Here is a 12,362-nt window from a genome sequence, read left to right on the forward strand (position 1 = left end):
TTGTCGGTGACCGAGTCGTCGAACACGATGCAGCCGTCTTCATGCTGAACGATCTGCGCGCGCACGTTGTCCCAAACGAGGCGCGGCGTCATGTGCTCGCGGCGCAAAAAACGGTTGATGGCATCGTGGCTCATATCGTCGACATGGTCGGCAAAGTTGGTCAGCGTGCAGTTGGTCGGGCTCGTCAGCAGGTACTGGCAGTAGCCCAGGCGGCTCAGATGTTTCGTCATGCGCTCAACAATACGAAACTCCGCGCCGCTCCAGGTTTACGTCGTTTCGTAACAATTCGTTTCCGCGTTCAGGCGCGGCATTTTGCGTAAGTCCTAAGAGTAATCCGTATCTATGGCGCCTGTGGGGTTACTTGCGCTATAAGGCGAGTCGAACTCCGTGTACGCGACGTTCCAATTTACCGGACCGTAGTTATAGCTTGCACCCATACTGAAAGCCCGATTGTTGTTGAAGCCGGTCGTGGAGTTACTAAAACCGTACAAGGCGGTAACTTGCAGCCCGCCTATTGTCTTGCTTGTGTACTTGATCGAGTCATTTACATGGATATTGTTATACGTATTATCGTTGTCTCCAATAGTGCCATTCCAGTTAAACCCAGTATTCATTGCAAGCAAGTCTTCTACAGAGTCGTATTGCCGACCCAACGTCAACGTGCCCCACGTGGTGTTGGTCAGGCCCATAAAAGCTTGTCTACCAAACTGCCGAGCATTGAACGATGCATTGCCGTTGAAGATATTGAAGCCGTTCTCAAGAGTAAAGATCGCGCTTGTGGCGTCACCCAATTCTTCCCCACCTTTGAGTCCCCAACGGGGCGACTGGTTTGTGCCGCTGACTGTCTGGTAGGTATGGTTACCGCTCTGATTGGTAGAATATGCGACGCCGCCCGAAATGAGGCCGTAAAACGTCACGCTGCTTTGGGCGAATGCGATTGGACAAAACAACACAGCGCTCATGCTGCAAGCCGCAAGCACTGAATTAATTTTCATTTTCATTATCAAGGGAAAATTCGCTGAGAAACTCACTCAAAAGCAGACTTCGAGTTCTTGCTCCACGGGTTCGGTGGAACTCAAAGAGTCACTGGCGCGCGCCTGATCACCCGTTCGCCATCGTCTGTCTCTACGCCTAGCGCGTATAACCCGGCGCTCTTTTCGTTGTATCGGATCTCGAAAGGGAAATTGGCAGGCCGGACAATATCTCCCAGCCATGACGCGAACGCTGTTTCGTCTTCTCCGATTTCGATCCAGTTTAGTCCGCGGCCTTTGATGCTGCCAGTACCAGTCCTGTCCAACGAGGTCTGAGCCTGAAGACGCAGGCGTAATTCCAGCGAGGAGTGATCCTGGGCCGGGCCGGAAACGGCGATTGTCTGGCTGAGTGGCAGCTGGGCAGCGCAGCGGGTCGATCATCATCAAGGGATGGTGATCGATATGAACGAAGTACAAGTGAGCACCGTCGAGAAGATGCGGCAGGTCCTGGCGGGCACGCAGGCTCTCGAATTCAGGCAGGCGGGGGATGATGCGGGACGCTACACCTGGATTGACGCCGTGCTACGGCGCATAGACTACCGCCAGTTGAAGCGCTCGGAGCGCGGCGCAGTGTTGGCCTACCTGCGGCATATGAGCGGCTATAGCCGCGCGCAGGTCACGCGGTTGGTGTCACGCTGGATGGCGCGCAAGCCACTGGTCAAGCAGTACCGCGCGCCCGAACACGCTTTTGCACGGCGCTATACGCGCCTTGATGTGGCGCTGCTGGCCGAGGTAGACAGCGCCATGGGCACGCTCTCGGGACCGGCCACGGCCTGCGTGCTGCGCCGCCAGCGCGACGTCTTCGGCGATGCGCGCTTCGAGCGGCTGGGCTCGCTCTCGGTGGGGCACCTGTACAACCTGCGTAACAGCGCTGCTTACCGCGACCGGCGCGTCGTGCAGACAAAGACCCGACCGACGAAGGCGACGATAATCGGCACACGCCGTGCTCCGGCTCCCGAAGGGCGTCCGGGTTTCGTGCGTATCGACAGCGTTCATCAGGGCGATCTCGACGGCGCCAAGGGCCTGTACCACATCAACGCGGTCGATTGCGTCACCCAGTGGGAAGTGACGGCCACCGTGCAGACGATCTCCGAGGCCCATCTGTTGCCCGTCATCGAGCAGATGCTCGAGCAGTTCCCGTTCGATATCCTGGGTTTCCACGCCGACAACGGTAGCGAGTACGTCAACCACCGGGTGGCCGCGATGCTGGACAAGCTGCGCATCGAGTTCACGCGCAGCCGCCCACGCCACAGCAACGACAACGGCCTGGCGGAAACGAAGAACGGTGCGGTGGTGCGCAAGATATTTGGCTACGGGCACATCCCGCAGCACCATGCGGCGCACTTCAACACGTTCTGCGTGGAGTTCCTCAATCCGTTTCTGAACTTCCACCGACCGTGCCTGTTCTCCACCGATGTGCCCGACCCGCGCAAACCCGGGCGCATCAGACGCATCTATCGCCCGAAAGACGCGATGACGCCGCTGGACAAGCTGGCGAGCCTGCCTGATGCAGCGACCTTCATGCGAGAAGGCATCACGCTCGAAGATCTGCGCCAACGCGCCTGCGCGCTGACTGACCTGCAGGCCGCCGAGGAACTCAACGAGGCCCGCGCCGCGCTGTTCAGACGCGTCGACAAACGCACAGCCTGAACAGGCGGCTGCGCCGCCGAACATGAAGCGTGTACCGGGTCCGGTACACGCGGTAGCCGTTACATCATGGCGGGAGTCTCGCGCCCGCCGGTGGACAACGGCGCTGCCCACAGCACAAGGCTATGGACAGCCGCTACGCGGTGCCGCCGTTGCCCACCGGCTCCCCACGAGCTTTGCCTTCGGCCTGACGCGCCGCTGCGCGTCTTGTCCCAATGACACTCATCACAGATCCTTCCCCCGCCACCGATACAGCCACCGATATACTCTTCCGATCTACAACGGATCGACTCGCTTCGCATTGCCGATCCCCGGTTGTTTCAGGCTCATACCTGAATTGGAAAAGACTGTACCTGGCTCGGTTGGGATGCTCGCAGCATGAGTGCTGCTCCCCGGTTTGAAGTACAAGTTCGGCTTCCCTTTCGGCCAGGCCGTCAACGCGCTTGGTGTCTGCAGCGCAAATCCGCGATTCCCGTTCATCATTTGACGGCCCGCGTCTTTACCCGTCGTATCCTCATCGACGACGGTGCCGTGATGTTTTGCGAACGCTTGCAGCTCATCGATTGAGTCGGCTCTCAGGCACCAACCGACAAAACAATCGCCCTCCATTGTCTGTTGCTCGAAGAATTTCGCGAGCGGCTGGTTGCGCTTAAGCGCCATATGATCGACAACGCTTTCGACTTCAATGTATATGTCGTGCGAAAGTGGAACGACCTTGTGGCCGATTCCGTACAGGGGGAAGAACCCCCCGTCATAGTTGCCGAATCCCGTTTCCCGACTAAGCCGAAAAGTCGCCTCGTAAACATTTTGCGCAGCCAGGCACACGTGATCAAAATGAATCATTTATGTATTCCTCTGTAAATGGTGTTTATTAGTCTTTCAATCGGAGTTCTTAAGACTGAAGTTTTGCGGACCGTCCTGAGACGCGTCCTCACGCAAGCCTTCGTACCGGGGCATCAGCACGAACGTGAGTGCCGCGCCGGCAGCGAGCACTGAGCTGATAAGCAGTCCGGGCTGGTAGCTGCCGAATTTGTCGGCTAACCACCCGGTGCCCAGCGGCCCCAATCCCGCCGCAATACAAAGCATTCCGTACTGCCAGGCATATGCCCGTGCAAACATCCTTAGTCCAAAATAGCGCGTACACATATATGCAACCAGATCGATCTCGCCGCCAAAAGCCCACCCAATCGCGAAAGCATAAACCGGTGCATATGCAATGCCGCCGAACTTCAACGCCAGCACCCCGCACATACCGATGAAACATGAAAAAGCCATTAACCAGGGTGCGTGCACATAGTCAGACAGCCAGCCGGCGATCAGCCGGACGCAGATCGTTCCAATCCCGATCAAACTCATGAACTTTGCGGCTGCCCCAGAAGTTGCGCCCAATTCCCGAAGCATCGGTGCCATGTGCTGGGCGCTTCCTGACACGAATAGCGTCGACAGCGCGAAAGCAATGAACATGAGCCAAAATGTCGAGCCCCGTTGTACGGCGGCGAACTCCTCCGATAAAACGCGAGCCTCGGTTTCCGTTGGCCGCACTTGCGTTTGGTTCGTGACAGCGCGGTCTTCGCTCAGACCAAACAAGGCGACAGGGACGCCGATCGCCGCTATTGCCGCCAAGGCAAGGTAGCCGGCCTGCCAGCCGTGCCTGCCAATAATTCCGGCTATGAGCGGCGGCAAAACTGCACCGCAGAAGCCAAGGCCAACCTGCGTCAGACCAAGCGCAAACCCCCGCCCGCGATCGAACCATCCGCTAACGATTCGCGTGAATGTCAGACCGCTCGTCCCGCCACCAAAAAAACCGACCAGGCCGACGAGCAGCACGTAGGTCACAGGTGAGGAGGTGAATTCCGCCATCGCAACGAAACATGTGGCAAGCGCCAAAGCGCTGGAAGCTGCGGTCCGTGCCGCGCCGAATCTGGACAGGGTACCCACACCTGCAGACCCAATGCCAGACCGAACGTGAACGCCATATAGCCGGCGCCGTACTGGGTCTTGCTCAGACCGACACTTTGCTGAAGATCTTTCGCGAACAAACCTAGGTTGTAGGATCCAAGCCCGATCACGCCAACGCCGAGGCCGACGATGGACCCGACGAGTTGCACCCATCCACGTTTGAATTCGCCCAGCTTGTTCATCAGAAGTCCCTCTAACATACGTCACATTATCGTTCGATCAATATTATCGTGCGTCCAGTCCAAAAACTAACGTGTGCGTTGGACACTTACGTAACGACGACGACCCGCATACGAAGCATATTTACGCCAAAAATATTGATAAACCGGGGTAAAAAGCAACGCTGCATTGCAGTGTCTGCAATGCAGCTGCTTCTCATCGCCCAGTGGTACGGAGCCGATCTCGCCCCCTAGCAGGCCGCTGAAATGCCGACTACGAATGTCATCGCGAACGCAACTGAGAGCGTTTAATAAAGACCCCTACTGCCTGAAGAGATCATGCGTGGCAACGACGCGTTCACCGAGCGTTTGTTTTCTGTGCGCAAGCTGGAGGACTTCGTTCCAAGCGCGCAGGCGCGCGGAAACAGGCCTTTCAAGCGTGGCTAACCGTGACCGTCAATTCAATGCGGGATCGCCTTGATGCCTAAATCAGGAATACCTATTTCTTACGTCTTCGCCCGCTCGACCGTTAGCGACGTGACAGTACCTCGCGGCGCGATCGGCCTCGAACTCAAGGCCGATTTCGCGGGCGTCGCAATGACAGATCGCGTGCCGTTGACGCGCGCGACGTACCTTGAAGGCCGAAGCATGACGTAATTGCAGGGAAAGAGGTGAAGCATCGATTGTTGACTCTGAATCAAGAGTCTTCTGCCTTTCGCAGGGTTTTTGAAAATGAGCAAAGCGTAGACACTTGCGAACTTCGAATCGTCGAATCCGAGTCGCCGTCATGCTGCTAGCTCTTCTCGCACTGACCATCAGCGCGTTCGCCATTGGCACCGCCCAGTTCGTGATTGTCGGGCTTATCCCGACAATCGCGGACAAACCTCCCTGTGAGCCTGCCGTCCGCTGGTTTCTTGGTGAGCCTCTACGCGCTCACTGCAGTTGTCGGCGCGTCCGTACTGACCGCACTGACCGGCCGCGTGCCGCGCAAGACGCTGCTCGTCGGCCTTATGGCCTCTTCTCGCTCGGCAATCGGGTCGCGTGGTGGGTGCCCAGTTACGAAACGTTGATCGCGGCGCGTGTGCTCACCAGGCTTGCCCACGGCGTGTTCTTCTCAGTCGGTTCGATCATCGCTACCAACCTGGTGCCGAAGGAAAAAGCCACCAGCGCCATTGCAACGATGTTCAGCGGCATGACCGTCGCTTTCGTCACGGGTATTCCGCTCGGTACGATCGTCGCGGGTTTCGGCCTCGTCGCGCTGGTCGGCTCGCTCTGGTTCGTGCCAAATGATATCCAGAATGACGCGCCCGTGCCGCTTCTTAAGCGAGCGCGCGTGCCGGTGCAGCCGCGCCTTCTGCTTGTCTATGCAATGGGCTATGGCGGCTCGCTCATCGCGTTCATCTATCTCGCTCCGATCCTCGAAATAATCTCCGGTTTCAGCCCGTCGTTCGTCGGCGCGGTGCTGCAGGTGTACGGCATATCGGTTGCCTTCGGCAACGTGTGGGGCGGCAAGCTCGCCGACAAGCGCGGACCGGTGTTCGCACTCAAAGTGATCTTCGGTTTGCTTGCAGTCGTGCTGCTGGTGCTGACGTTCATTGCGCCTTCCAAGCCGCTCGTACTGCTCACCGTGCTCGTCTGGGGAGCTGTAGCGTTCGCCAACGTGTCGGCCTTGCAGGTCTACGGAGTGATGCAGGCCGAACGCTTCGCGCCGGGCTCGGCGAACGTAGCTTCGGGTCTCAACATCGCGGCGTTCAGCTTGAGCGTAGCCGGAGGATCGGCGGCAGGCAGGCAGATCGGCGCTCACCTGGAGCTGTCGGCGCGGGAATCGTGGCAGTTGCGTTAGCGCTAACGGTCCTGAGTAGCTGGCTCAACCGGCGTACTTTCCTTGCGCGTCAATCACAATCTCTGTCAGACACGGCCGCAGCCGGTCGCCAGTAAATTCACTTCATAGAGGAGCATCACCATGAGCATTCCCGCATTGGGTCTCGGCACGTTTCGACTGACCGGGCAGACCGTGATCGACTCGGTACGCAACGGTCTTGACGTCGGTTATCGCGCGATCGATACGGCGCAGATCTATGGCAATGAAGTGGAGGTCGGGCAAGCCATTGAAGAGAGCGGCGTCCCGCGAAACGAGTTATTCCTCACAACCAAGATATGGACCGAAAATCTCTCCCGGGAGCGGCTTATTCCCAGCCTTAAGGAAAGCCTCACCAAGCTGCATATGGAAAGCGTCGACCTGACCTTAATTCACTGGCCGTCGCCGGCCGATACCGTGCTTGTTGCTGAATTCATGCTTGCGCTCGCAGAAGCGAAAGAGCAAGGGCTGACGAAGCAGATCGGTGTGTCGAACTTTACGATCGGCTTAATGCAGCGCGCGATTGATGCTGTTGGCGTCAAAGAAATTGCGACGAACCAAATCGAGTTGAGCCCGTTCCTGCAGAACCGCAAGGCGGTTGCGTTTGCGCAAAGCCAGGGCATTCACATCACGTCGTACATGACGCTCGCCTACGGCAAGGTGCTTAAGGATCCGGTGATCCAGGCCATCGCGAAGGAACGCGAGGCGACGCCTGCGCAGGTGGCGCTTGCATGGGCCATGCAGCTTGGGTATTCGGTGATCCCATCGTCTACCAAACGCGTCAACCTCGAAAGCAATCTGGCAGCGCAATCCTTGCATCTTTCTGCCGACGAACTCGCGCGGATCGAAGCGCTGGAACGCAACGACCGCCTAACCAGCCCGGACGGACTTGCGCCGGCTTGGGATTGAACATCACAGATCAAAGGAATTCATCATGCGTATCAACATTCCAAATCGTATTGGCTTCGGCACTGCTCCGCTTGGCAACATGTTTCGCGAAATCCCCGAACAGGAAGCACTCGACACAGTCGACGCCGCGTGGCAAGCGGGTATCCGCTACTTCGACGGTGCGCCGCTTTACGGTGCGGGTCTCGCAGAGTTCCGCCTGGGCGAGGCGCTGTCAAACCATCCGCGTGACGAGTACATGCTCGGAACCAAGGTCGGCCGCCTGATCCTCGACGAAATCGAGGCGCCGGATAAGCGTGACCTGGGAGAAAAGGGCGGCCTGTTTGAACATGGGCTGCCAAACAAGATTGTCTACGACTACACCGAGGATGGCACGCTGCGTTCTATCGACGACAGCTTGCGGCGTCTGAAAACCGATCATCTTGACTATGCGTGGATTCACGATCCGGCGAAGGATTTTCACGGCGACAACTGGCTATCCGTATTCGATACAGCCATGAACGGCGCTGCAAAAGCGCTCACACGTCTGCGCGATGAAGGGGTGATCAAGGCGTGGGGTCTCGGTGTGAATCGCGTGGAAGCGTGTGAGCTCGCGCTTGAACGCGCTGATCCTGATGGTTTCCTGATCGCCGGTCGTTATACGCTGCTCGATCATGAAACCGCACTCGCACGGCTGATGCCAGCATGCGAAACGCGAGGTCTTGGTATTGTCGTGGGTGGCCCGTATAACTCGGGGTTGCTCGCAGGCGGCGAGCATTTCGAATACCAGAAAGCCCCTGCGGCAATGATCGAACGCGTCCAACGGATCAAGCAGATCTGTGAGTGCTACGACGTGGATATTAAGTCGGTGGCGCTGCAGTTTTCACTGGCGCATCCGGCGGTGGCGGGAATCATCCCCGGTGCTAGCCGTCCAGAGCGCATCAGCGAAAATATCGCGTTGGCGGCAGTACCAATTCCGGCTGAGCTTTGGGTTCTGCTCAAACAAGACGGTTTGGTCGCGGCGAATGCACCGGTGCCTTTAGGCAACTAGAAGCGGCGTTTGGGCAGCATGACGGACTGATCTTCGTGCTGCTGCCAAACGCTTCTTCACGGGTGTGCTGCGTTCGAGCCCGGCCCCCGCTAGATCGTAATCGATCGGTTGCGCAGTTTTTCGGAAGCAGGAGCCGGGATCCCGGAGCTTGCGAACGTGAAGCACGCATTCGTTAAGAGTGTAGCCCGGCTGCGCACTCGCGCAGAGAATAGTTCCCAACCGACTTGGGAACGCGAGCGTCCCACGCACGCTTTCGAGGCCCGAAACACGCGCAGAAATTTCTTTCCTGCTTCGGGCCGATCCGGCAGCATTTCGCGCTCAAGCGGCATCTGCTGGGCGCTTCATTGCTATTGCAAACAACTCGTGGCGCGATTCGTTATGAGGTGCGATCTTATCTAGATCACCGGAAACCGGCTTGCTCTTTCTGAGGGCTCCCACCTTTGTCGCGTCTTTCAGCCTTAACCCCGACAAGTTGACAAAACCCACCCGAGGTATGCGTGTACTGCTGAACCGATACACCCTGTAAAGATAGCCACCGCGCATCAAAATCCCCTTCACAACCCATAAACACCCGCCGTGTTGTCATGGAATAACCGCCGGCGAGAACGGCTGAACGATTGCTTTGAAACCATCGAAGATATCGGAGAGCGAATCCACCACATCATCCAACGGGAAATTGCTCGCGAACGAACAGCGTTCGACGCCGAAAATTCTTATTGGATCAAGCGCTACCATGCCGTTCACCGCCGCGCTCCAGCGTTGTACGGGCACGCAGATTCCCGAGATTTTCAGGTGCACGTTCGGCTCGCGTGCAATATTTTCTAACGCAGCGCGCTACGCGGCGAGACCGTCGCCGCTGCGGTCGGCCGGCAACGCCGTGTGGTTAACGAAAATTTGCGTGGAGGGAAAATCGCGAGTCAAATCAGCAGCCTCCATCAGGTGCCACCAAAAGACCTGCAGCTCGAACAAGAGGCCATATTGTGCGAGAAGCGCATAACCGTCTCGCCATTTTGTATCGCGCATCGACCCGAGTGCGCGGAAGTTGTCGCGATACACTTCGCGAGCCACGGCCGTAGGCTTATGGCGAACGCCCTTCACCAATGGATGCGCGCCATAAGCCGACAGAGGGTCGCGAGATCCTCGCGGTCAAGCCACGCTTGCGCGGACATAGCGTGCGGAACACCTTCCCTGTTCGCGAGATCGTCGACCCAGCGCAACTCGCCCATCGGATCGCCCGGGTCCCACTCCCCTTCAATCAACACTGTTTTAACGATCTTGTGATAACCACATTGCGCCAGATAATTAGCGGGCAAAAAATCCCGACATTGCTTTCGTAGTCGCCGTAGCGAAGCGGCTTCAAAGGACGATCGCACAACCACGAGTAGTAGTTCTTTTCGATATCGAAGAAATGCTGGTAGGCGTCGGCGATCGACAAATCGTTGTCGTCGCCGGTGTGCAAGAAACGCGCACGCTAGTCGATGATCGTTTGCTCATGGTTCATCGTTCATGTCCTCACTATCCGTCACTCTCCAATACGATAAAACCGCTGCGCGTTCTTGTAGAACACTCGTTCCTGCGGCTCACGGCCAAGTGGCTCGAGCATGCGCGCAAGTCCATCGGCGATGGTGTCGTAACTTGGGCGAAGACTAGCCACAGGGTAGTTGCTCGCCAACATGCCGCTCATAGCGGAAGATGGCGAGCAACGACCGCACGATTGCTTTCGTAGCCCCACGGTTCGTCCTTCAAGCAGAACTCCGATAACTTCACATGTCCGTTAGGTTGCCCGGCGAGCGTTTCCATCCGGCCACGCCAACGCCGCAGCCCGGCTTCACTGTGCTCCCATGCGAAGCCGGCATGATTGAGGGCAATACGAATTTGCGGAAATGCGGAGGTCACTTCAGCGGCGTCGGGCAGATGCCAGGGCGGCACCCGCAGGTCCCACGACAGATTGAATTGCTCGAGCAGCGCGAAGCCGTCGAGCCAGGCGGAGTCTTGCATCGTTCCGGGCTGCCCGGCAATTGCTTGATCAAACGCGCTAGAAGTTACCGGGTTCGAGCGAAACCCGCGTACCAGTGGAAACTGCGCTTGCTGCGCGAGAATCTCTGCGCAATCATCGCGATCAAACCATGCGTGCGCCACCACCGCGTTCGGAAATCCAAACCGTTCGTTGACCTGATGCAGCCATTGCGTCTCGGCAACTTGCTCATCGCGCGATCGCTCGGCCTCAACATGCACGCTCCCGATCACCCGCTGGTTCGACGTGGCACGCAAGAACTCTTCCGCGCGAAAATCCTGTCGGATCGGATGGTAGTCGCCAAGGAAAAAATCGTCGTGATATTCCTCTTGCAACCACGGATAACGGCCTTCGCTTTCGAGTGCAACGACGGCCGGCGAGGCGCGCGCGCAGCACTCTTCGATCATGCCGGCGTCAAGTAGCGCACCGAACCGGTTCGACCCTAGTTCGATGCCGATTCACAGGTCGCCGTCCGGAGCGAAGGTTCAGTCGAAGACGATGCGCGCATCTTCGAGTGTCTGTTTAAATCGGCTGGATTAATGGTCTCCTCGTTCAAATCGGCGCCTGTTTGCGGCTCAAAGAAACTGGAGAGATAGTGCGAATTGCGCGCGGTCATGGCCTGAAATTCGCCTTCAGCGTGCAGCTTTTCAAGCGCATAGGCACGGGTCGATTCGCACAAGCGATATTTCGCGACCGGCCCCTCGAATTCAACGTTGACCAGGGACTTCGCCACCAGTTCGGTGATGCCAGTGATCGCGCTCGCCACAGAGTATTCGTCGTCGCACACGACCTCGCACATCATCTCAATGGTGAAGCTGCCATCGAATATCGCGACACGTCGGAATATCGTCCGGGTGCTCGTGTCGAGGATCGCGAAACTCCAGTCGAACGTCGCGCGCAAGGTTTGATGACGCGGCAGCGCGGTCCGATAGCCGCCGGCGAGAATCGCCATCCGGTCGTCCAGCCGCCTATGGACTCCCTCCACGCCGAGCGCGACGACGCGAGCAGCCGCGAGTTCGATGGCCAGCGGAATGCCGTCGAGACGGCGGCAGATCTCGCCGACGAGCCGGATCTGCGCGCTGTCGACGCCGACTTCGCGTTGCAAAAAGCTGGCACGCAGGAAAAACAAATTGACCGCGGAGCACTGCAGGATTTCTGCATCGGTGGAGCCGGCCGCCGGCACACCCAGCGGGTCAACCCTGAATACCACCTCAGGCATTATTCGAAGCGGCTCTGTGCTCGTCACGAGAACGCGCAGCATGTCGTTGCCGACAACCAGCGCATCGACGATGTGCGCGACCGCGGCTATCACATGCTCCGCGTTATCGAGCACCAGCAGCTTGCGCTGCCGGCCTAATGCGGCGACCACTTGCGCGACATCGGCTCGCGGGCCTGGCAGCGTCAGCCCGCAACCCTCAACGATCGCTCCGATCACGTCCTCTGGCTTGGTCAACGCGGCCAGTTCGACTAGGCAGACCGCTTCGTCGAAGTCAGCCGAGCAATGGCGAGCTGCTTCGACCGCAAGTGTCGTCTTGCCGATACCGCCCGCGCCGACCAACGTCAGCACATGTGAGTTTGCCAGCATCGAGCGGATCTGCTTGACTGCGCAGTCGCGTCCAAAAAGCTTGGACGTCGATGGTGGAAGGGGACGCCCTCCGGATGCCTGCGACGCGGTTTCGGGAGACAGGACGGTTTTCCGCCGCTGGAGAAGGCGATAGCCGCGGCCCGGCACGGTGAGGATCAGATCGCGGTCCGTACC

At 58.2% G+C, this 12,362-nt stretch carries 12 protein-coding genes and 4 pseudogenes; 6 read left to right on the forward strand and 10 right to left on the reverse strand.

Annotated features, from left to right (window positions below; genetic code table 11):
• Positions 1-230 (reverse strand): annotated as a pseudogene (locus tag BSU04_RS25920) (IS701 family transposase); the annotation flags it as partial.
• A gap of 93 nt (positions 231-323) precedes the next feature.
• A complete protein-coding gene (locus tag BSU04_RS25925; RefSeq protein ID WP_179258446.1) occupies positions 324-995 on the reverse strand; it encodes a porin in 672 nt (223 codons plus the stop codon).
• Positions 996-1,433: 438 nt separating this feature from the next.
• Between BSU04_RS25925 and BSU04_RS25935 the strand changes: the two genes are divergently transcribed.
• Positions 1,434-2,681, forward strand: a complete 1,248-nt coding sequence (locus BSU04_RS25935; RefSeq protein WP_089163266.1) for an integrase catalytic domain-containing protein — start codon at positions 1,434-1,436, stop codon at positions 2,679-2,681.
• 273 nt (positions 2,682-2,954) lie between these two features.
• Here the strand turns inward: BSU04_RS25935 and BSU04_RS25940 are convergent, their stop codons facing one another.
• From BSU04_RS25940 to BSU04_RS46630, 3 genes are read right to left on the reverse strand one after another with little or no spacing between them, the layout of a single operon-like run.
• On the reverse strand, positions 2,955-3,521 hold the full coding sequence (locus tag BSU04_RS25940; protein WP_089163261.1) for a VOC family protein: 567 nt from the start codon (positions 3,519-3,521) through the stop codon (positions 2,955-2,957).
• Positions 3,522-3,557: 36 nt separating this feature from the next.
• Positions 3,558-4,616, reverse strand: coding sequence for an MFS transporter (locus BSU04_RS25945; RefSeq protein WP_256983297.1), 1,059 nt, complete (start codon positions 4,614-4,616; stop codon positions 3,558-3,560).
• Positions 4,511-4,819, reverse strand: a complete 309-nt coding sequence (locus BSU04_RS46630) for a hypothetical protein (protein ID WP_179258448.1) — start codon at positions 4,817-4,819, stop codon at positions 4,511-4,513. Before BSU04_RS46630 ends, BSU04_RS25945 begins: the two co-directional genes overlap by 106 nt.
• Positions 4,820-5,275: 456 nt before the next feature.
• Between BSU04_RS46630 and BSU04_RS46635 the strand changes: the two genes are divergently transcribed.
• The 5 genes and pseudogenes from BSU04_RS46635 to BSU04_RS47950 all read left to right on the forward strand — a co-directional run.
• Positions 5,276-5,452, forward strand: a complete 177-nt coding sequence (locus BSU04_RS46635; protein ID WP_179258449.1) for a hypothetical protein — start codon at positions 5,276-5,278, stop codon at positions 5,450-5,452.
• Positions 5,453-5,582: 130 nt separating this feature from the next.
• Positions 5,583-6,733 (forward strand): annotated as a pseudogene (locus BSU04_RS25950) (MFS transporter).
• 25 nt (positions 6,734-6,758) lie between these two features.
• Positions 6,759-7,562: a 2,5-didehydrogluconate reductase DkgB gene (gene dkgB / locus BSU04_RS25955; protein WP_089163263.1), complete on the forward strand. Its 804-nt coding sequence runs from the start codon at positions 6,759-6,761 to the stop codon at positions 7,560-7,562.
• Positions 7,563-7,587: 25 nt separating this feature from the next.
• Positions 7,588-8,589, forward strand: a complete 1,002-nt coding sequence (locus BSU04_RS25960) for an aldo/keto reductase (protein WP_089163264.1) — start codon at positions 7,588-7,590, stop codon at positions 8,587-8,589.
• Positions 8,590-8,623: 34 nt separating this feature from the next.
• A pseudogene (locus BSU04_RS47950) lies at positions 8,624-8,988 on the forward strand (IS6 family transposase); the annotation flags it as partial.
• Positions 8,989-9,171: 183 nt separating this feature from the next.
• Here the strand turns inward: BSU04_RS47950 and BSU04_RS48905 are convergent.
• The 5 genes and pseudogenes from BSU04_RS48905 to BSU04_RS47980 all read right to left on the reverse strand — a co-directional run.
• Positions 9,172-9,687 (reverse strand): annotated as a pseudogene (locus tag BSU04_RS48905) (amidohydrolase family protein).
• Positions 9,684-9,902 (reverse strand): hypothetical protein, encoded by a 219-nt coding sequence (locus BSU04_RS47965; RefSeq protein ID WP_256983300.1) that lies wholly within the window; start codon positions 9,900-9,902, stop codon positions 9,684-9,686. Before BSU04_RS47965 ends, BSU04_RS48905 begins: the two are co-directional and overlap by 4 nt.
• A 209-nt stretch (positions 9,903-10,111) precedes the next feature.
• Positions 10,112-10,243 (reverse strand): hypothetical protein, encoded by a 132-nt coding sequence (locus BSU04_RS47970; protein ID WP_256983301.1) that lies wholly within the window; start codon positions 10,241-10,243, stop codon positions 10,112-10,114.
• A 26-nt stretch (positions 10,244-10,269) separates the two neighbouring features.
• A complete protein-coding gene (locus BSU04_RS47975; protein WP_256983302.1) occupies positions 10,270-11,010 on the reverse strand; it encodes an amidohydrolase family protein in 741 nt (246 codons plus the stop codon).
• Positions 11,011-11,045: 35 nt separating this feature from the next.
• The coding region (locus BSU04_RS47980; RefSeq protein WP_089163265.1) for an ATP-binding protein at positions 11,046-12,362 on the reverse strand (1,317 nt) is incomplete at its 5' end.

The organism is Caballeronia sordidicola, from assembly GCF_002220365.1.
GTDB lineage: Bacteria > Pseudomonadota > Gammaproteobacteria > Burkholderiales > Burkholderiaceae > Caballeronia > Caballeronia sordidicola_C.

What these genes read in the sequence shown, in the direction of transcription:
- BSU04_RS46635 (WP_179258449.1), top strand. Translation starts at nt 5,276, where the DNA reads ATGCCTAAATCAGGAATACCTATTTCTTACGTCTTCGCCCGCTCGACC.
- BSU04_RS46630 (WP_179258448.1), bottom strand. Translation starts at nt 4,819, where the DNA reads ATGAACAAGCTGGGCGAATTCAAACGTGGATGGGTGCAACTCGTCGGG.
- BSU04_RS25935 (WP_089163266.1), top strand. Translation starts at nt 1,434, where the DNA reads ATGAACGAAGTACAAGTGAGCACCGTCGAGAAGATGCGGCAGGTCCTG.
- BSU04_RS25960 (WP_089163264.1), top strand. Translation starts at nt 7,588, where the DNA reads ATGCGTATCAACATTCCAAATCGTATTGGCTTCGGCACTGCTCCGCTT.
- BSU04_RS25925 (WP_179258446.1), bottom strand. Translation starts at nt 995, where the DNA reads ATGAAAATTAATTCAGTGCTTGCGGCTTGCAGCATGAGCGCTGTGTTG.
- BSU04_RS47975 (WP_256983302.1), bottom strand. Translation starts at nt 11,010, where the DNA reads ATGATCGAAGAGTGCTGCGCGCGCGCCTCGCCGGCCGTCGTTGCACTC.
- BSU04_RS25940 (WP_089163261.1), bottom strand. Translation starts at nt 3,521, where the DNA reads ATGATTCATTTTGATCACGTGTGCCTGGCTGCGCAAAATGTTTACGAG.
- dkgB (WP_089163263.1), top strand. Translation starts at nt 6,759, where the DNA reads ATGAGCATTCCCGCATTGGGTCTCGGCACGTTTCGACTGACCGGGCAG.